The following is a 21,133-nucleotide window of genomic DNA, read 5'->3' as shown; positions in this document are numbered from 1 at the left end:
ATATTTTTAAAGAAAAAACATATATACTTGGTAATTAGTGTATTAATAGTCCTTTTACTCTGCCTTTTTTTTATAACCATAGGGAAGAAAAAAAATTCCCTGTCTACTTTCAATATTATGTCCAGAGATAAAATATTTAAAACTGATTTAACTGGAGATGGAGAAGAAGATTTGCTGTATGTTAAAACAAAAAATAATAAATATTATCTTCAAGTAAGTACAAAAGATAATAAAAGCATTTTTTTAGAGCCAGAAAAAAAATTAGATACTTTAGGAGACTATTATGAATACTGGCCAATGCGCCTTACCTTAAAGGACATAAATAGGGATAATACACCTGAAATATTTATTCAATCATGTAAAAATGACAAGGCTATACAACATGTTTTTCTTTGGAATAGGGAAATTTTCAAGGATGTATTTTGCAGTTATAATAATATATTAGGTTTTGTGGACTTCTCAAATACTAGAACACCAAAATTTATATCTGGAAGCTACAAAGATGGTAAAATAAACTTTGATAATTATATACTAGTTGGAAAGGAACTAAAAAAATTCAATTATAAATGTGAAGAGAATTTTTTTGGAAGAGATACCATAGGAGAGTTCGTAAATTTTTTATCTTCTATGCCTAAGGATAAAGATTCTTTTAAAGATTCTTTGAAAAATATGGTTTTTAGTGAATCTTCCCTAAAAGAAATTGATGAATTTGTATGCGGATTTAATTCAAAAACTTCTAAGTTATCTTTTCAAGATGGATTCTTTAAAGATTCTAAATATACTAAAAATGGTGAGCCTGGAGAAATATATTGGACTTTAAACTTCAAAGGAAATTTAAAAGATTCTAATGACATAAAAAACTATACCTTTGTTTTAACATTAAAGCCTTCAGAGGATAAAAATAAAGAATTTTATTATAAAATCACTAAATTATCCTCATCTCCCTTAAAGTAAAATGGACCGCTAATGCGGTCCAAGGGGGATGGGGGGTTTGGGGCATAAAACAACTTAAAATTTATAGTTTGTAAATCAAATATTAATTTGATTACATTAATAATATTTCCACATATAATAAAATTTATACATTATATCGATAAATTTATTTACTTTGATAAACTATAGGTATTAATTACAAGAATATATTTGAATAAGTCTATTTATTTCTTCCTTAATTTTGTCATCACATAAATTTCTTAAACACATTAATAATTTTATTATTTCTTCTCTTTTATCATTATCAACTTCATTATCTATATTTATAGCTTTTATATTATCTATAATTACTGGTTCATCTACAATTTCTACATTATTTATGCTTTCTGTATTGTTTATTTTATTATATTGTTCATTTACATCTTCATTTTCATCTACTGTATTCTCTTCTTTACTTATGTTTTTCTGCTCTCCTCTATTTTTTTCTGTCATTTTACTTTTTTTCTTTTCACTTTCATAATTGTTTACTTTATCCCCTTTATAATCGTTTTCTTGTATGTTAAAATTAGCCAGTAACTGCGCTAATGCATTCATATCTATATTACCTATCATTCTTGATATTTGGGCTAATGGAGAATTATCAAAACCGCCGTACGGATTTTGATTATTATATGAATTATTGTTAAAATTGTTTTCTTCTCTCATTTCCCTTTCTCTATTTTTATGTTTTTTCTTAGACACCATATCACCCCTTTTTACACTAGGGAGGGACGTACTCCCTCCCATTACTTTTACTAGCAGCAGCAATCACGTCTTTGACTTCCAAATCCTCCAAAGCTACCGTTATTGCAGCAGCATAAAAGTAAGAACAAGAAGAATAAAGCTTCAATTGTGGATTGGGATTGTATTACCTCTCCTTTTCTAAGCGCTATTAATAGCACTACTAAACAGAAAGGATTACATATATTCCCAAAGCATGTTTGTTTTCCACAACCACATCCACAACCACATGCTGATGAATCACAGCAACATCTTTTTCTTGACATAATCAACCCCCCTTTCTTGGGCAATGGTATTTTTGTTTATTATTTTTATTCTGCGGTATCTACATTAATCACATTACTGGAGCATGTTCTACTATCTTTTCCTGGTTTACCTCTCAAGCTGCATATTATTACTATAAAGATTATTACCCATATCCAGCTACATCCCGAACCACAGCCTCCGAAACCACCTAAACCACCACAACCAGCATTACAGCTACAAGGATCTAAATAGCATTCGTATTTTCTAAATTTTTTACAACAGTGTTTTTTACGCCTACAACATAAATCAAAGCACCTATTGTTACATTGTCCACAGCCTCCAAAGTTACCAAATCCCGAACCACCACAGCAGCATAGGAGCAATAACAGTAATATTAACAACCATTTACCACTTCCACTACCGCTTCCCATGCTGCCTAGTATATCTGCATAATTCATTGGATTAAATCCTTTGTTATCACCATTTTCGCTGAACATTTGCTCAAATACCTTATTAAAGTCCAAGCATACTCCTCCTTTCACTACGAATTTATTACTTTACATCTTTTGTTTCATACTATATACTATTCAATTTGTTTTAATATGACACTAAATTATTATTACTTAAACACAAATATTAAATTTATAGCTTTATAAAACTTAAGGCACATTCAAATAAATAATAAGTCAGTATGCTAATCTACTTTCATACTGCGTCAACCTAACCCGTCCATAGTCTCTATAACAACGGAACCTGTTTTTTTGTCTGGAGCAAAATATACTAGCATCTTTGACTTGTTATTTATTTTCATGTACCTAATTTAAATAAAAAAACACACAGCAAAAATAATTCATTTACTGTGTGTTTTAAAATTAATTTATTTATTCGTATATGGCATTTATAAGTTCCTCAACACCAACCTTTTTTAATGAAGAAAATTTAACTATTTGTTCATCCTTATCCATACCTAAAGTTTCCCTTATAACTTTCAGATTTTTAAATAGTTCATTATTGCTAATTTTATCAGCTTTAGTTGCCACTACTATAGGTTTGTAATTATAATGTTTAATCCAATTATACATCATAACATCATCTCCTGTAGGTTTATGTCTGCAATCTACTAATAAAACAACTTTTCCTAAAGGTTCCCTATCCACTAAGTAAGTTTCTATTACCTTTACCCAGCTTTCTTTTTCCTTCTTGGAAACTTTGGCATATCCATAACCAGGTAAGTCTACAAAATATATATCTTCATTTATTAAAAAAAAGTTTACTAATCTCGTTTTCCCTGGCGTACTACTCGTTTTAGCTAATTTTTTTCTATTTGTTATAGTGTTTATAAGTGATGATTTTCCAGCATTAGATCTTCCCACAAAAGCTACTTCTGGTAAATTGTCATCAGGATATTGCTCTCTTTTTACTGCTGATATTATAAATTCCGCTTTTTTAATTTCCATTATTCATCTCTCCAACCAAGGCATTTTCTATAACCTGCTGTATTTTATCTACTGCAATAAATTTTAATTTTTTCTGGACACTTTTAGGAATTTTATTTACATCTTTTTCGTTTTCTTTAGGTATTATTATAGTATCAATCCCTGCTCTGTATGCAGCCAAACTTTTTTCCTTTAATCCTCCAATAGGTAAAACCCTTCCGGTTAAGGTTATTTCACCTGTCATAGCTACATTATGTTTTACTTTTTTTCCACTTAATGCTGATACAATAGCTGTAGCCATAGTTATACCTGCAGATGGTCCATCTTTAGGTACAGCTCCCTCAGGAACATGTATATGCATATCCTTAGATTTATAAAAATTGCTATCTATACCATATTGAGCTGCATTGGCTCTTACGTAGCTGTATGCTGTTTTAGCCGATTCTACCATGACATCTCCTAATTGACCTGTTAATTGTAGTTTTCCATTTCCCTCCATAACACTTACTTCTATAGGTAGTGTATCACCACCATAACCAGTCCATGCTAATCCTTTAACAACACCTATTTTGTCTTCCTTTTCAGCAGTATCATATGTATATATTGCTGGCCCTAGGTATTTACTTACTATAACAGACGTTATATTTATTTTTTCTTTATCTTTTTCTAACATTTCAGTTATAGCTTTTCTTACTAGAGCTGAAATTTTTCTTTCTAATTCCCTTACTCCTGATTCTCTTGTATAATTTTCTATAACTTTATATATAGCTGAATCAGAAAAAATTATTCTTTTATCCTTTATATTGTGTTCTTCTAAAGCTTTCTGAATAAGATGTTTCTTAGCTATATGGTATTTTTCTTCTGAAGTATACCCTGAAACTTCGATAACTTCCATTCTATCTAATAAAGGTCTTGGTATGGTATCCAACCTATTGGCTGTAGTAATAAACAATACATTAGACAAATCAAAATCTAACTCTAAATAGTGATCTCTAAAAGTACTATTTTGTTCATCATCCAGTACCTCTAAAAGAGCATCTGCAGGATCACCTCTAAAATCATTGCTCATTTTATCTATTTCATCCAGTAAAAATAATGGATTTTTGGATTTTGCTTTTTTCATTCCATATACTATTCTTCCAGGTATTGCACCTACATAAGTTCTTCTATGTCCCCTTATCTCAGCCTCATCTCGAACTCCTCCTAAGGACATTCTTACAAAATTTCTATTCACTGCATGTGCTACAGACTTAGCTATAGATGTTTTTCCAACACCAGGAGGACCAACTAAGCATAATATAGGCCCTTTTATAGAATTACTAACTTTCTTAACAGCTAAATATTCTACTATTCTGTCTTTAACTTCATTTAATCCATAATGTTCTTTGTCTAAAATTTCTCTTGCTTTTTTTATGTCTATAGTATCATTAGTTTTTTTATTCCATGGCAAATCTAACACCCAATCTAAATATGTTCTAACCACATTGCTCTCGGGAGAATAATTTCCATTTCTCTCTAACTTCTTTAATTCATACATTACCTTTTCTTTAGCTTCCTTAGGTAATTTCATTTTAGTTATTTTTCTTTTATAAGCTTCTATATCCTTGTTTATATCATCTTCTTCTCCCAATTCCTCCTGAATTGCCTTTAGCTGTTCCTTCAAATAATATTCCTTCTGAACTTTATCTATACTATTTTTAACCTTATTACCTATTTTATTTTCTATTTTAGCTATTTCTAATTCATTATTTAATACATATAATAGCTTTTCCAATCTTTTAGTTACTTCATATGTTTCAAGTAACTCTTGTTTTTTATTTTGTTTAAGTGGAATATATGAAAGTATTATATCTGCTAACTCTCCAGAACTCTCCATATCTTCTAAGTTTATTATAGCTTCCATTGGAATTATATCTGAAAGTTTAACATATTCGCTAAAAACTTTTTTTACCTTTCTAGTCAAAGCTTGTATTTTTTTATCAGATACATCTTCCTCTTCTAGTATTTCTATATCTACTTCAAAATAAGGTTCTTCCTTATTGTATTTTATTATTCTAGCCCTATTTTCCCCTTCTACAAGAACTCTTACAGTATCACCTGGCAATCTTAAAATTTGTTTTATATTACAAACTGTACCCACTATATTTATATCTTCTTTATCTGGTTCTTCTATCTTTGCCTCTTTCTGTGCTACCAAAAATACCTCTTGTTCCTTTAGCATAGCCTCCTCTAATGCTAAAATGGACTTGTTTCTTCCTACATCAAAATGTATTATCATTTCAGGGAAAATAACAATTCCCCTTAAAGGGATTAATGGAAGAGTTTTTATATTATCTGTCATTCTATCTCCCCTCTTTCTATCTTCATTTTTAACAGTAAATACATACCTAGACTAATATATTATAACCATAAAAATATAATTTTTCAATTTTTATATTTAATATTTTCCATAAAAAAAGCACAAACATCCCTCATATTAAACTTCTTGAGGGATATTTTGATCCTTCAGCTGCGTGGCAGACAGTATTACACTATTACTTTCTTCATAATTTTTATTAAGTATCTCCTTCAAAAGAGCTATTTTAATTACTTGTTGTAAATTATCTACTGGAATTATTTCTATACCACTAATAAATTTAAAGTTTTCTTGCCAGTTTTCCTTAGGTATTATTACTTTATCTGCTCCAGCTTTCTTAGCTGCTCCTATTTTAGCAGTAACACCTCCAATAGGCTTTACCTTTCCATTTAAGGACACTTCTCCAGTCATAGCTACTTTATTGTTTATAGGTATACCTTTAATAGCACTATATATAGCAGTAGCTATACTTATTCCCGCTGAAGGTCCATCCACTGGTATTCCACTAGGAAAATTCACATGAATATTATAATTTTTACTGTTAATATCAAATATATTATGTAATACAGTTATTACATTTTCTACTGAACACTTAGCTGTACTGCTTTTTATAAGTTTTCTATTACTATTAGTTATTTCCTCTTTTTCTATTATTCCTGTGACCTTTAAATCTCCTTCTCCATCTTTGCTCCTTATGGCTATTGCTTCTATTTCCATTACAATTCCCATGTTTGCTCCATAAACAGCTAATCCATTAACACACCCTATTTCAGGTTTTGATAAAACTTTTTTTTCTAGTCTTTGGGTATATTGACCATTTTCTATAATCCACTCTACATCATTTACTCTAATTTCATTTCTCTCCTCGTCAATAGATATTCCAGCACTTAATTGAACTAAATTCACTGCTTCCCTTCCATTTTCAGCGTACTTACTTATTAAATTTAAAGCATTTTCCTCTATCTTAATAGGTATCTTATTTGCACAATTTTTGGCCACAATTTTTATTTCTTCTGGTGATAATCCCTTAAAAAATATCTCTACACATCTGGATCTTAGAGCGGGACAAATCTCTTCTGGACTTCTAGTGGTAGCACCAATTAATCTAAAATCTGCTGGAAGTCCATTTTCAAATATTTCTTTTATGTATTCAGGTAAATTAGTGTCTTCTGAATTATAATAGGCACTATCTAAAAATACTTTTCTATCCTCTAAAACCTTTAATAATTTATTCATTTCCGTAGGATGTAATTCTCCTATTTCATCTATAAAAAGTATTCCTCCGTGAGCCTTAGTAACTGCTCCTGGTTTAGGCTGTGGAATACCAGAAACCCCTAATGCACCTGCCCCTTGATATATCGGATCATGTACTGAACCTATAAGTGGATCCGCTATACCTCGTTCATCAAATCTTACTGTTGTGGCATCAATTTCTATAAATTTAGCATCTTTTTTAAAAGGAGAATACACTCTAGTTTTAGCATCTTCTAGTACCAATCTAGCTGCTGCAGTCTTCCCAACTCCAGGTGGACCATATATAATTACATTTTGAGGATTTGACACACATACAGCTGCTTTTAAAGATTTTATAGCTTTTTCTTGACCTATAATCTCTGAAAAATTACTAGGTCTACTTTTTTCTGTTAAGGGCACTGTTAAACTAATACTTTTTAACTGGTTTAATTTTTCCAATTCCTTGCTATAATTTTTTTCAACATATCCCTTTTTATATTGACCGCCTTTAAGATTACTTAATATGTATATTCCAATTGCCATGGTAAAAAAAATTTCTAGTAGTATCAATACATTTGTATTCATGATTATTTTTCTCCTCTTCATTTAATCTTAAGTACATGAAAAGAAATAGCAAGTCAAAGATACTAGTATATTTTGTGTCAGACAAGGAAGCAGGTTCCGCCTTTGATAGGACTATCGGAGGGTTCTGCTGACACAGTATTACACAAAATAAGCTAACATACTGACTTATTATTTATTTGAATGTGCCTTATACCTGTACTCTAGAATAACTTTTATTTATATTATTAACTTACCACTAGAAATATATTCCTTATATTTTATTATAAAAAAAATTGGCATTTTAATGCCAATTTTATGCTGTTTCATTATTGTTGTTCTTTTTCTTTTCTAAACTTTTTTTTGGAGCTTTTATAGCTTTTCTTTTCCCATCTTTTGAATTCACAATATCTGGTGTCTTATTTTTCATTGTTTCCTTTGTAATTATCACCTTTTCTATTGACTCATCTGAAGGAACTTCGAACATTATATTTCGCATTACATCTTCTATTATAGATCTAAGTCCTCTTGCTCCTGTTTTTCTCTCTATAGCCTCGTCTGCTATCTCCTCTAGAGCTTCATCTAAAAATTCTAACATAACATTATCAAGCTCAAATAATTTCTTATACTGCTTTATTAAAGAATTCTTAGGTTCCTTTAATATTCTTATTAAAGCTTCTCTATCTAAAGACTCTAATGTTACAACTATAGGAAGTCTACCTACAAATTCGGGGATTAATCCAAATTTCAACAAATCTCCTGGCATTATTTGTTTAAGTAATTCTCCTACATCCTCGTCCTTCTTAGATTGAATTTCAGCTCCAAAACCTAAAGAACTTTTTCTTGTTCTTCTTTCAATAATCTTATCTATTCCATCAAAGGCTCCACCGCATATAAATAATATATTTCCAGTATCTATTTGTATGAACTCTTGATGAGGATGTTTTCTTCCACCTTGTGGCGGAACTGATGCTACGGTTCCCTCTAATATCTTTAACAAAGCCTGTTGAACTCCTTCGCCAGATACATCTCTAGTTATAGAAGGATTTTCTGACTTTCTAGCTATTTTATCAATTTCATCTATATATATTATACCTTTTTCTGCTCTTTCAATATCATAGTCTGCATTTTGAATTAGTTTAAGAAGAATATTTTCTACATCTTCTCCCACATATCCTGCTTCTGTAAGCGTTGTTGCATCAGCTATAGCAAAAGGCACATTTAATAACTTTGCAAGTGTTTGAGCTAATAAGGTTTTTCCTGAACCTGTTGGTCCCAAAAGCATTATATTGCTCTTTTGTAATTCCACATCTGATGTATTAATACTAGAGTTTATTCTTTTATAATGATTGTAAACAGCTACTGCTAAAGCTTTTTTTGCTTCTTCCTGCCCAACTACGTATTCATCTAAATGTTCTTTTATTTCTTTAGGTTTTGGAAGATTTGTCATATCTACTTCTACTTCATCATCAAATTCATCTGTAATTATTTCAGAACAAAGTTCTATACATTCATCACAAATATAAACTCCAGGTCCTGCTATTAATCTCCTTACTTGCTCTTGATTTTTCCCACAGAAGGAGCATTTTAGTTGTTTTTTGTCATCAAATTTAGCCATATTCACACCTCACTAAGGGTTTATTTAGTCTTCTACTTACTATTCTTTACTATAACTTCATCAATTAAACCATATATTTTAGCTTCTTCTGATGTCATAAAATAATCTCTTTCCACGTCTTTTTGAATTTTCTCAAGTGGCTGACCTGTTCTCTCGCTTAAAATTTTATTTAATTTTTCTTTTATTTGAAGTATTCTTTTTGCATGTATATTAATATCTGTAGCTTGCCCTTGAAAACCACCAAGTGGCTGATGTATCATTATTTCGCTATTTGGAAGCGCAAATCTTTTTCCCTTAGCTCCTGCAACTAATAAGAAAGCTCCCATAGAAGCGGCCATTCCTATGCATATAGTACTTACATCAGGCTTTATATATTGCATAGTATCATAAATAGCCATACCTGAAGTTATAGATCCTCCTGGACTATTTATGTATAAAAATATATCTTTATCTGGATCTTCTGCTTCTAAAAATAATAATTGAGCTACTACTAAACTTGCAGTTGTGTCATTAACCTCTTCTCCTAAGAATACTATTCTATCCTTTAATAATCTAGAGTAGATATCATAAGATCTCTCTCCTCTTCCTGTTTGTTCTACAACTACTGGTACTAAACTCATAATATTCCCTCCTTAAAACCCTAAAATTAATTGCCAGAAATATTCTGGCAATTATTATACACATTATATTATGCTACAGTCTTGCTATTTTTAACCAATATATCTATAACTTTTTCTGTAACTATTTCAGTTTTTAATAAACTCTTTTGTGCATCTACTATTAATTTAGTAGTTTTTTCTATATCTTTTCCACCATACTGTTTTGCCATTTCAGTAGCTTTCGCTAATAATTCTTCTTCAGTTACTTCTACAGCTTCTTTTTTCCCAATCTCTTCTAATACTAAGTTTGTTTTTACTCTCTTTTCTGCTGTTTCTTTCATGTAATCTCTAACTTTTTCTTCTGTATTATCAGTGTATTTGTAGTATGTTTCTAAATCTAATCCTTGATATCTCAATCTCATTTCAAGATCCTTTAACATCATATCTGTTTCTTTTTCTATCATAACTGCTGGTATATCTATTTTTGCATTATCGCATACTGCATTTATAACTGCTTCTTCATATTCTCTCTTTGCTCTTAATTCATTAGCTTCTTCCATTTTTTTTCTTATATCAGCTTTTACTTCTTCTAATGTATCAAATTCTGAAACTTCTTTTGCAAATTCATCATCTAATGCTGGTAATTCTTTCTTTTGAATCTCATTTACTGTAACTTTGAAAGTAGCGTCCTTCCCATTTAATTCTTCCTTACCATATTCCTCTGGGAACTTAACATTTACATCTTTTTCTTCACCTTTTTTAACTCCGATTAATTGCTCTTCAAAGTTATCTATAAATGTTCCAGAACCTATTTCTAATTTATAATCTTTTCCTTCTCCACCTTCAAAAGCTTCTTCTCCTACAAAACCTTTAAAATCTATAACAGCTATGTCGCCTTTTTCAACTTCTCCATCTTCTTTTGTTTCTATTCTTGCATTTTTTTCTTGCATTGACTTTAATTCATTTTCAACATCTTCTTCTTTGACTTCATATTTTACTTCTTTGACTTCTACACCTTTATATTCTCCAAGTTCAACTTCTGGAGTTACTGTTACTGTAGCAGTATATACAAAATCTTTACCTGAAGCTATTTCAACTATGTCCACTTTTGGATAGTCAACTGGTTTAATATCATTTTCTTCTATAGCCTTTGGATATGTATCATCACAACAGAAATTTATTGCATCTTCGTAAAGAACTCCTTCTCCATAGTATTGCTTTACCATGTTCATAGGAACTTTACCCTTTCTAAATCCTGGAACGTTGAATTTTTTAACATTCTTTTTATATGCTTTTTCTAGAGCTTTATTAAATTCTGCAGCCTCTACAGTTATCTCCAGTTTAACAATATTTTTTTCTGTTTTTTCCATTTTAGTATTCATTATTTTATTCCTCCTACTCACCGTCAATGCATATTTAACTTTAACATTATAACATACAATGTGTAATTTTATCAAATTTTAAATTATTTATGATAAACTCTTATAATATTCATTATATACTAAAACATATATTTTCTTCAATTAAAATCGAATTGTTTTTTATCTGCATTTTTTTTGCTTTTTCCCCAAATAATGCATATCTATTCACTAAGTGTACCATCTGATGTCACATAATAAATTTTGTCATCTATTTTTACTGCTAAACCCTTTTGTGTTATATTTTGAAACTGCACATCTTCTCCTTGCTTATTTCTAATATACTTATATTTCTTCTCTCCTACTTTTCCATACCATATGAATTTCTTTCCATCTGTTTTTAACCATGGAAGTCTACTTATGAATACAATATTTTCTTCATCTACAAATCTAGGTGATTGACACCATAAATAATTACTATCTTCTTTAATTTTATTTTCTCTTAAGAATACATTTCCACTTTTAGACACATACTGCTCTTTTGATATATCTAACACCTTTCCCTGATTGTCTATAAAAAATATCTTCTGAGTTTTCTCTTCATATACAACTAACGCTGTCTTTGATGGATTAGCATCATAATATATCTTACTATTATCACTTTCTTTTACTACATCCTTATATATTTTTTTGTTTTCTTTTTCTTCATAGGAAATTTTCACAATTAAATTTTCATTTAAATTTACTGTTATATATTTTGTTTCATTTTCTTTTTTTACTGGTGTATTTTGCTTCTTGTCCTTATCTTCTTTTTTACTATTAACAGTCTTTTTGCTTTCTACCTTTTCTGCTCCAGTTTTTTTATTAATTTTATTTATCTTATTTATTATATTAAAACCTTTATTTTTAGATAAATTTATATACATTACTATTCCTAGTATAAAAACTACAGATATAATTACAGCTGCCATTTTCTTCCTACGTTTTTTAACAGCCTTTTCATAATGTTTACTGAATATACTTGGTTTTGCCACAACAAGTCTACCTCCTCATTATATCTTACAACATATATTATAACTCAAATTATAGTCAATTAGTATTTCTTTTACTAATATTTAATATTTTTTTCTTAATTTTAAGTAATTTTTATTCTTTAAGAAGCTCATTCCGAAACTGTTATATATGCTTTTGTATTCTGTTTTACTTTATATTCTATTTCAAACAACCATTTTTAAAAATAAAACAGATTATATAAAATCATAAAACAGAAAATATAAAACTGTAAAATTATATTGATTTAACATGAATATCTATGTTATAATCATTTCATCGAGTTGGTTTTAATAAAAAAATTATTAGTAATACAGTTTGAATTTCTAATTAAACACATTTCAAAGTTTTTCTCTGTGTTATAAAATGAACAGCTGTGTTATATAAGGAGGATTTATAATGTTTAAACAATGGGAAGATTTCAATTTAGCTAATTGGACTGAGGAAATAGACGTAAGAGACTTTATACTAAAGAACTACAAGTGTTACGAAGGAACCAAAGACTTCTTAGCATCTCCAACAGATAAAACTAAGAATGTTTGGGGAAAAGCATATGATCTTATATTGGAAGAAATAAAAAAAGGAATAATAGATGTAGAAACTTCAAAATTCTCAGGTATAGACAATTTTGAACCTGGTTATTTAGATAAAGAAAATGAAATTATTGTTGGTTTTCAAACAGATGCTCCATTAAAGAGAATAATGAACCCTTATGGTGGTATGAGAATGGTAGAACAATCTCTAACTCAATATGGATTTAAAATGCAGGAAGGTTTAGAAGAAGAATTTAATGAATATAGAAAAACTCATAATCAAGGAGTTTTCGATGCATACACTGATGAAACTAGAACTGCTAGAAGTGTTGGTCTTTTAACTGGACTTCCTGATGCATATGGTAGAGGAAGAATAATAGGCGACTACAGAAGAATTGCTTTATACGGAATTGATTTCTTAACAGCTCAAAAGCAAAAGGATCTAAAAAATTTAAAAGGACCTGCTACCGAAGAATTTATAAGATCTAGAGAGGAACTTTCTGAACAAATAAGAGCATTAGCCGAAATAAAAAGCATGGCGGCAAAATATGGTATAGATATATCTAAGCCTGCTAAGGATGCTAAAGAAGCTGTTCAATTCTTATATCTTGGCTATTTAGCTGGAGTAAAAGAAAACAATGGTGCTGCTATGTCTCTTGGAAGAAATACTGCATTCCTAGATGTTTATATAGAAAGAGATTTAGAAAGAGGAATCATCACTGAAAAAGAAGCTCAAGAACTTATAGACCAATTAGTTATTAAATTAAGACTTGTGAGACACTTAAGAACTCCTGAATATAATGATTTATTTGCTGGAGATCCTAACTGGATTACAGAATCTATTGGTGGAGTATCTCTAAATGGTCAACCACTTGTTACTAAAACTTCATATAGATTTTTACACACATTAACTAATTTAGGGCCTGCGCCAGAACCAAATATGACAATACTTTGGTCAGAAAGATTACCAGAAAACTTCAAAAAATATTGTGCAGAAATGTCTATAAAGACTGATTCCATTCAATATGAAAATGATGATCTTATGAGACTTATATATGGAGATGACTATGCTATAGCATGTTGTGTATCTGCTATGCAAGTAGGTAAACAAATGCAATTCTTCGGAGCTAGAGCAAACCTTGCTAAATCACTTTTATATGCTATTAACGGTGGATTCGATGAAGTTAAAAAAGCTAAAGACGGAAGTCTTATAAAAGTAATACCTATGATAGAAAAAATGGAAGATGAAGTTCTAGACTATAAAAAAGTTAAAGAAAGTTACTGGAAAGTTATTGAATATGTAGCTGATCTTTATGTAAATACTATGAATACAATTCACTACATGCATGACAAATACGCTTATGAAGCAGGTCAAATGGCATTACATGACTCCAAGGTTCATAGATTTATGGCCTTTGGTATAGCTGGATTATCTGTAGCAGCTGATGCTTTAAGTGCTATAAAATATGCTAAGGTTACACCTATAAGAAATGAAGATGGAATAACTGTTGACTTTAAAATAGACGGCGAATTCCCTAAATACGGAAATGATGACGACAGAGTTGACGATATAGCTGTAGAATTAGTTAAAAAGTTCTCTTCTGAACTTAAGAAACATCCTACTTACAGAAATGCAGAACACACTTTATCAGCTTTAACAATTACTTCAAACGTAGTTTATGGTAAAAAAACAGGTTCTACCCCTGATGGAAGAAAAGCTGGAGAACCTTTAGCACCTGGAGCTAACCCAATGCACGGAAGAGATGAAAATGGTGCTCTTGCTTCATTAAATTCAGTAGCAAAAATACCATACAGAGAATGGTGTCAAGATGGAATATCTAATACTTTCTCTATAATTCCAGATGCTTTAGGAAAAGATGAAGATTCAAGAATAAGCAATTTAGCAGCTTTACTCGATGGATATTTTGCAAGACATGCATTCCATTTAAATGTAAATGTACTTAGAAGAGAAACTTTAATTGATGCTATGGAAAACCCTGAAAAATATCCTACACTTACTATAAGAGTTTCTGGTTATGCTGTACACTTCAATAGATTAACTAAAGAACAACAAAAAGAAGTTATAAGCAGAACTTTCCATGAAAGAATGTAACTTAAATAAAATTAAATGTAGTTGTAAATTTTAATAAACATTAAAATTATAAAAATAATATATAAACGAAAAATTAATATATAAAATGTCCCCTTGAACTAATTCTGAGCTTTACTCTAAATGGTCTTGGGGATATTTTATACAATATAGGAGGAACTATGATAAAAGGGAAACTTCATTCTATGGAAAGTATGGGGCTAGTAGATGGTCCTGGTATACGCTCAGTTGTATTTCTTCAAGGTTGTACTTTAAGATGCGCTTATTGTCATAATCCAGACACCTGGTGCTTATCTGGTGGAAAAGAAACTACTTCAGGACAAATTGTAGATAAACTAGAACGTTTTAAAACTTATTATGATAAGTCTGGCGGTGGTGTAACCTTTTCCGGAGGAGATCCATTACTTCAACCTGATTTTCTAATAGAAACTTTAAAACTCTGCAAAGAAAAAGGAATTCATACTGCTATAGACACAGCAGGTCATGGCCTAGGCAACTATGATGAAATATTAAAATATACAGATTTGGTATTATTAGACATTAAACATGTTGATAATGAAGGATATTTAAAACTTACAGGTCAAAGTCAAGATAAATTCAAAGAGTTTTTAAAGGCTCTAAATGATTCTAACTCAAAAGTATGGATAAGACACGTAGTTGTACCTGGAATTACAAATTCTAAAGAACATATATTAAAATTAGGTGATTTTATAAAAGAAAACGTTAAAAATGTTGAAAAAATTGAACTTCTCCCATACCACACTTTAGGAATACAAAAATATAAAAAACTAGGAATTAAATATGCTTTAGAAGATGTAGATGCTATGGATAAAGATATTTGCAATAAATTTCAAGACTTGATAAGAGAATACACTGGAATAAAATAGCTTAAACATTTTTAAAATATAAAATTTAGGACTATATCATTGATGGTGTAGTTCTAGATTTTATGCTATATTGCTATAATTTCAATTAAATATTTTCCACGTACAAACCACACCTTTCTTTCCTAATACCCTATACCACTACTCAACTAATATACATATCTTACCGAAACCTTACTCTAAAAAACTGCCATTAATCCCGTAGTGAACATTTTTTTTATTTTCTATTCTTTTAATCCCCACATCTTATTAGCTCTAGAAATTAATGCCTCTACACCAGCTTTATGCTCCTCTATCATTTTAATCGCATGTGGATTATCTTTATCTATGTCTATAGGTTTCATGTCCTCATCCACATAAATATTATATCCACCCTCATTTTCCTGTAATATTAGCCCATACTCATATCCACCAGTTATACGTGGCCATATAATTAAAAGTTCACCATTTTTATTATTAGCAACTGCCAAATTTCCTGTATAATGTAAATAATCTGGTTTTTTTACACTATACGTATACCCATCTTCTTTTGTCATAGCATAAAAACCATCTTCATTTTTAGGTACAGCTTTTACAAATCTATTATATTTTATAGTTGTTATTAAAAACCAACTAATATTTAAAACTACAAATATGACTATAATAAATATAATAATTTTTTTCCCATTTATTTTATTCATAAATCCACCACTCTTTTTCCTTGTTTTTTTATATACTCATCATGTGTAACCAGTACAATTGTTTTTCCTTGTGTATTTAATTCTTTTAAAATATTAATTACAGCTTCTGCATTTTTCCTATCAAGGGAACCCGTAGGCTCATCTGCCAGTATTACATCACATTTTTTAAGCATTAATCTAGCTATGGCTACTCTTTGCTGCTCTCCACCTGATAATTTATACACCTCTTTATTTAATTTATCTTCAAGACCAACAATTCTCAATGCCTCTTCCATTGATAAATTTGTCTTACAATCCTTACGAATAATTTTTAAATTTTCTTTAACAGTCTTATTATCAACCAATGCAAAATTTTGAAAAAGAAAACCTATTTTTTTCCTAAAATAATTTAAATTCGAAAATACTATTTTATCATCAAATTTTTTATTTAAGTTTTTTATTTTAATCATAGATTCCCTCCTTTCAATATCTTTTGAATTTCACAATTTTCTACTTTCTGTATATTAAATATAATAATCAAAATTTCAAATATCAATATTACAATTCCACCCAAAGCCAGATAATAAGCTTTCTGAGTTTTCATTATTATATTTAAAATAACAGCTGTTAATATACTCATCATAGTAGTTATAACCGTCATCATGATAATTTTTCTATTTTTTTCTAAAATACTGTATCCAACAATTTTCTTAATAGAAAGCTCAATAGCATTAATTTTATACTCCATTTTAATAATCCAATTAATCACTATAATTTCTAAAAGTAAAACCAAAATGCTAAATACTAAATTAATATATAAAATTCTTTTAGCTATCTTCCACATATTTTCATACTTTTCTAATGCATTTATTTTATAGATATTTTGACCTACTAGATTATGTTTCTCTAAAAATTTATTAAATTTATACATATCATCATTAGATGATATTCTATATATAACATCATCTAATTCATTTAGTGGTTCTCTATATTCATCATCATTTTCACTTTTGATTCTATGAACTTCCATATTATTGTAAACAATAACAGGATTTTTAATTAAATCACTTCCGTATACATTATCCTCATCCATTCCAACTATATGGATATTATCATCATAATATATAACTTCATACTTGTAATAAAAATCAGCATCTCCACCTGAATAATTTATACTCCCTTTTATTTTATCAATAATACGAGGATCATCTTTCATTTTACTAGGTAATATAAAATAGTATTCTTTATCTAAATTTAAATTATTAAGTTCAGTTATTTTTCTTTTTAAATAATTTAAAGCATTTCTATTTGCATAAATAGATTTTATTTCAAAAAAATCAGAAATATCCTTTAAGGCAATTGAATTAAATTGGTTAAAAAATTCCGTATAAAATTTCCATTGTACAGCCATAGATTCATCTAATCTATCATCTATAGTTCCATCACTATTTCTAACTGGTTTATACAAAAATTCTACGTGGTAGTAATCCTTATGGTTTGTAAAAAAGTTTTTTTGTTTACAAAAACTATAAGACTCAAAAATAAATGCTATATTACTGGATATTATAAAAATTGTAACAATGGTTGTTATTAATTTTAAACCATAATTAATTGATAATAAATTTCTAGAGCTTTTTCCATTAGAGAAAGCCTCTTTTAGATCATAAAAATATAAATTTAAATATAACAATCCATTGATAATAAGTAATGCACCAAATAATATAATTGAAATTTTAAAATTAAAGAATACATAAGTATATCTAGATAAAATAAATACTATTAATAAAAAAGAAGCTATAAATACAAAAGAATCTAAGAGGATATTTTGAATTATGATCTTACTTATTCTTTCACCCATAGTTATTTTAATGACATCTTCTTTTTTTTGTGAAATAGTATCATAAAAAGATAGTAATAAAATAATGCTAATTGGAAAGTATCCATATAAAAATGGTATTCTTTTTTGACTCTTTATCCAGATAACCCTTTTTAGGATGATTTCCTGCATACTTATTAATTAAATCCATTTTAAATTTATGAACTTTTTCACCACTACCTATAACATAATATTCATTTTGATTTTTAATATCAGCTATATCTTGAATATTGCTAAACTTAAAATCAATACTTCCCAAAAAGAGACTTGTATATTTCTTTTCAAATATATTTGAATTTTTATTTATGCATTTTTCAGCCCCTGGAGTTCCATAAATATTATATTGAACAGAAGAGGTATTTACCCCTGAATTTATAAACGTAAATACCTCAACTTCATTACAAACTGCTGAATCAACTATATCCTTAATCATTTCTTCACTTTTTATACCATCTTGTAAATATAATGTAGTACTCCAATATTGAGTATAAAAATTGTCTAAATGAAAAATATGGCTTTCTCCTATAATTAAAAGAGCTATAAATATAATACAAAAACTAATAATATACTTAATCTTTTTCAGATTTCATCACTTCACTTTTAATATTTTCTTTAAAATTATAGTTCTATTAACCATAATTTTAGATAAGTTCATTTATATTTATATCTTAGCATTTGAACTTCAATTATTCAACTATTATTGATATATTTTCCAAAAATATTCTACTCATTAAACACATGTTCTTATCTATTTTAGTAGTTTATTAGCTCAAAATTTAATTCATAAGTAACATTAGAACATTAAAATTACAAATTAAAAAAATTTTAAAGTATAAAAAACTAAAAGCTTGAATCATTTCACTAAATAAAATAATTCAAACTTTATGTCTCCATTCATATTTTTTTCGTACAATAAAAGATTTCCCATAGCATAGCGAAGGAAAATCCACCATACCTAGCACTCTAGCCCACTGGCACACTAGCACTCTAGCACTCCGCCCTCTTGTTCACTAAAAATTGTTACCCCGTAACAATTTTTATGTTCTCTTTTAATTTTTTTGCACTTATAAAGGGCTCTTCCGATGCCATTATATAAGACATTACCGCCACTCCATCAGCACCATTTTCTATTGCTTCTCTTGCGTTTTCAGCATTTATGCCACCTAATGTTATTACTGGTATAGACACCTTACTTCTAACTTCTTTAATAAAATTAACTCCTTTAGGCTGTAGCCCTTTCTTGCAATCCGTTGGATAGATATGGCTAACTAAAATATAGTCTGCACCCTTTTCCTCACAAATCATAGCTTCTTCTACACTATGCACTGAAACACCTACAGAAATGTTTTTAGGTTTTTTATCTAAAAAATCTTTAAATTTCATATGGTATCCGTTTGCTTTTACCGCTTTCATAGCATTAAAATTCCCATTTATTATAAGCTTAACTTTTCTATAACCTATTATTTCTTTTATTTTTTTACCATAACTTATGAGCTCTTGCTCATTTAAATCTTTCTCCCTTAATATTATAGTATCAACTCCGCCTTTAATGCTCTCATTTATTACATGAAAGAAATTATGATTTTTTACAAGTTTTCTATTAGTTATTAAATACAATTTAGGCATATTAAACACAACCTTTTTAATGTATAGTTTCTTTCATAATTGATTTTATCATTGAATTCTCCCCCACCTACTCACGCTAAAGTGGAGAAGAATTCCTTAAATTAAAACTGCAGCGTATATCCTAATTAAGTGAAATAATACACACACTAAAGTTGAGATTATTAGTTAAATTAGAATTGCATCCAATTCTTAAATATAGGCTCATATCCTCTTTTTACTATACTGTCCATAACCTGTTCTAGGTTTCTTTTATCCGCTGTGTCAAATTGAGGTTCACTTTCATTTTTCAATTCATGTCCACCTACTTCTGTGCTTGATTCAGCTGACATTTTAGTAACACCTAAAGGGATTAGGTTATCCCTAAACTCTGCCTTTTCTCTAGTAGATACGGTAATTCCTACCCTTGGCATAAGTATTCTAATAGCCAATATATACTGTACAATATTTTTATCATTTACTGGGTATACATCCTCAAAAACCCCTGCATGAGGTCTTATTCTAGGAGGAGAAACACTAACATCTACATCTGAATACTTATCTTGTAAGTATTTTGCATGTAGTCCTGTGGCAAAAGCTTCTCTTCTCCATTCATTTAAACCTAGAAGCGCTCCTATATTTACCGTTCTCATTTTAGCTATACATCCCTTTTCAGGGGCATCTAATCTAAACTTATAGTTTTTCTTAGGTCCGGCAATATGTACCCTATCATATATTTTTTCATCATATACTTCTTGGTAAACAGTAAGTCCATCCACCCCTGCTTCTACCACCTGATTATATTCTTCCTGATTTAGTGGGTATATTTCTATAGCTACAGATTGAAAATATTTTTTTAAAACTTTTACTGCCTCAACAATATATGATACAGGCGTATCCTTTGGAGATTCTCCCGTCAAAATAAGTATGTGCTTAAATCCTTTAGATACTATATTCTTAGCTTCTTTTTCTATCTCCTCTATACTCAATTTATTTCTTTTAATACTATTTGCACAGTTAAATCCGCAATAAGCACATTTATTTACACAATAATTTGCAAGATATAAAGGTGTAAATAACTCTATTACCTTACCGTAATTCTGCAAAGCTAATGTATGTGCTTTTTGTGCCATTTCCTCTAAAAATTCTTCTGCCTTTGACGACAACAATGTTAAAAAATCCAATTCACTTATTACGTTTTTACTCAAAACTCTTTTTACATCCAATTCAGTAACATTATTAAAGAATTCATCATAATCAAAGTCCTTATACCTAGAATAATAATCATAAAATCTCACT

Annotated in this window: 19 protein-coding genes; 3 read left to right on the top strand and 16 right to left on the bottom strand. The window is 29.2% G+C overall.

Translation table 11 applies throughout. The features are described 5' to 3' along the window. Window positions 1–117 precede the first annotated feature (117 nt). A complete protein-coding gene (locus tag CC89_RS04650; protein WP_185750673.1) occupies window positions 118–954 on the top strand; it encodes a VCBS repeat-containing protein in 837 nt (278 codons plus the stop codon). Between the two features lie 171 nt (window positions 955–1,125). Here CC89_RS04650 and CC89_RS04645 read toward each other — a convergent pair whose 3' ends face one another. From CC89_RS04645 to CC89_RS04600, 10 genes are all read right to left on the bottom strand, one after another. After that, a complete protein-coding gene (locus tag CC89_RS04645; RefSeq protein WP_035289607.1) occupies window positions 1,126–1,674 on the bottom strand; it encodes a hypothetical protein in 549 nt (182 codons plus the stop codon). A gap of 53 nt (window positions 1,675–1,727) precedes the next feature. Continuing rightward, window positions 1,728–1,979 (bottom strand): hypothetical protein, encoded by a 252-nt coding sequence (locus tag CC89_RS04640; RefSeq protein WP_035289605.1) that lies wholly within the window; start codon window positions 1,977–1,979, stop codon window positions 1,728–1,730. Between the two features lie 45 nt (window positions 1,980–2,024). Then, on the bottom strand, window positions 2,025–2,483 hold the full coding sequence (locus tag CC89_RS19425) for a hypothetical protein (protein ID WP_051931491.1): 459 nt from the start codon (window positions 2,481–2,483) through the stop codon (window positions 2,025–2,027). A gap of 357 nt (window positions 2,484–2,840) precedes the next feature. After that, window positions 2,841–3,416, bottom strand: a complete 576-nt coding sequence (gene yihA / locus CC89_RS04630; protein WP_035289603.1) for a ribosome biogenesis GTP-binding protein YihA/YsxC — start codon at window positions 3,414–3,416, stop codon at window positions 2,841–2,843. Next, complete coding sequence (gene lon / locus CC89_RS04625; RefSeq protein WP_035289602.1) at window positions 3,406–5,736, bottom strand: endopeptidase La; 2,331 nt, start codon at window positions 5,734–5,736, stop codon at window positions 3,406–3,408. Before lon ends, yihA begins: the two co-directional genes overlap by 11 nt. Window positions 5,737–5,871: 135 nt before the next feature. Continuing rightward, window positions 5,872–7,569, bottom strand: coding sequence for an ATP-dependent protease LonB (lonB, locus tag CC89_RS04620; protein ID WP_035289601.1), 1,698 nt, complete (start codon window positions 7,567–7,569; stop codon window positions 5,872–5,874). A gap of 292 nt (window positions 7,570–7,861) precedes the next feature. After that, window positions 7,862–9,163, bottom strand: a complete 1,302-nt coding sequence (clpX, locus tag CC89_RS04615) for an ATP-dependent Clp protease ATP-binding subunit ClpX (RefSeq protein WP_035289600.1) — start codon at window positions 9,161–9,163, stop codon at window positions 7,862–7,864. Window positions 9,164–9,195: 32 nt separating this feature from the next. Beyond that, window positions 9,196–9,783, bottom strand: coding sequence for an ATP-dependent Clp endopeptidase proteolytic subunit ClpP (gene clpP / locus CC89_RS04610; RefSeq protein ID WP_035289598.1), 588 nt, complete (start codon window positions 9,781–9,783; stop codon window positions 9,196–9,198). A 68-nt stretch (window positions 9,784–9,851) separates the two neighbouring features. Next, window positions 9,852–11,144 carry a trigger factor gene (gene tig / locus CC89_RS04605; protein ID WP_035289595.1) on the bottom strand — a complete coding sequence of 431 codons (1,293 nt, stop codon included), beginning with the start codon at window positions 11,142–11,144 and terminating at the stop codon, window positions 9,852–9,854. Window positions 11,145–11,344: 200 nt separating this feature from the next. Continuing rightward, a complete protein-coding gene (locus CC89_RS04600) occupies window positions 11,345–12,154 on the bottom strand; it encodes a hypothetical protein (protein WP_035289592.1) in 810 nt (269 codons plus the stop codon). Window positions 12,155–12,569: 415 nt separating this feature from the next. Between CC89_RS04600 and pflB the strand changes: the two genes are divergently transcribed. Continuing rightward, window positions 12,570–14,816: a formate C-acetyltransferase gene (pflB, locus tag CC89_RS04595; RefSeq protein WP_035289590.1), complete on the top strand. Its 2,247-nt coding sequence runs from the start codon at window positions 12,570–12,572 to the stop codon at window positions 14,814–14,816. A 158-nt stretch (window positions 14,817–14,974) separates the two neighbouring features. Then, window positions 14,975–15,700 carry a pyruvate formate-lyase-activating protein gene (gene pflA / locus CC89_RS04590; RefSeq protein ID WP_035289588.1) on the top strand — a complete coding sequence of 242 codons (726 nt, stop codon included), beginning with the start codon at window positions 14,975–14,977 and terminating at the stop codon, window positions 15,698–15,700. A gap of 221 nt (window positions 15,701–15,921) precedes the next feature. Here pflA and CC89_RS04585 read toward each other — a convergent pair whose 3' ends face one another. The 6 genes from CC89_RS04585 to thiH form a co-directional block, all read right to left on the bottom strand. Beyond that, window positions 15,922–16,377: a hypothetical protein gene (locus CC89_RS04585; RefSeq protein WP_035289585.1), complete on the bottom strand. Its 456-nt coding sequence runs from the start codon at window positions 16,375–16,377 to the stop codon at window positions 15,922–15,924. Next, window positions 16,374–16,826, bottom strand: a complete 453-nt coding sequence (locus tag CC89_RS04580) for an ATP-binding cassette domain-containing protein (RefSeq protein ID WP_035289583.1) — start codon at window positions 16,824–16,826, stop codon at window positions 16,374–16,376. Before CC89_RS04580 ends, CC89_RS04585 begins: the two co-directional genes overlap by 4 nt. Then, window positions 16,823–18,214 carry a DUF1430 domain-containing protein gene (locus CC89_RS04575; RefSeq protein ID WP_286161305.1) on the bottom strand — a complete coding sequence of 464 codons (1,392 nt, stop codon included), beginning with the start codon at window positions 18,212–18,214 and terminating at the stop codon, window positions 16,823–16,825. Before CC89_RS04575 ends, CC89_RS04580 begins: the two co-directional genes overlap by 4 nt. Before the next feature lie 67 nt (window positions 18,215–18,281). Then, window positions 18,282–18,665, bottom strand: a complete 384-nt coding sequence (locus CC89_RS21040; protein ID WP_286161304.1) for a hypothetical protein — start codon at window positions 18,663–18,665, stop codon at window positions 18,282–18,284. A gap of 587 nt (window positions 18,666–19,252) precedes the next feature. After that, the gene (locus CC89_RS04570; RefSeq protein ID WP_051931490.1) at window positions 19,253–19,858 is read right to left on the bottom strand and encodes a thiamine phosphate synthase; all 606 of its coding nucleotides are present in this window, start codon (window positions 19,856–19,858) and stop codon (window positions 19,253–19,255) included. Between the two features lie 170 nt (window positions 19,859–20,028). Beyond that, complete coding sequence (gene thiH / locus CC89_RS04565; RefSeq protein ID WP_035289580.1) at window positions 20,029–21,132, bottom strand: 2-iminoacetate synthase ThiH; 1,104 nt, start codon at window positions 21,130–21,132, stop codon at window positions 20,029–20,031. Between the last annotated feature and the right edge of the window lies 1 nt (window position 21,133).

Origin of the sequence: Clostridium sp. KNHs214, from assembly GCF_000744935.1 — a bacterium.
In the GTDB taxonomy this organism is placed as follows: Bacteria; Bacillota; Clostridia; order Clostridiales; family Clostridiaceae; genus Haloimpatiens.
Note: the sequence above shows the minus strand (reverse complement) of the source record. Positions and strands in the feature narration are given on the sequence as shown.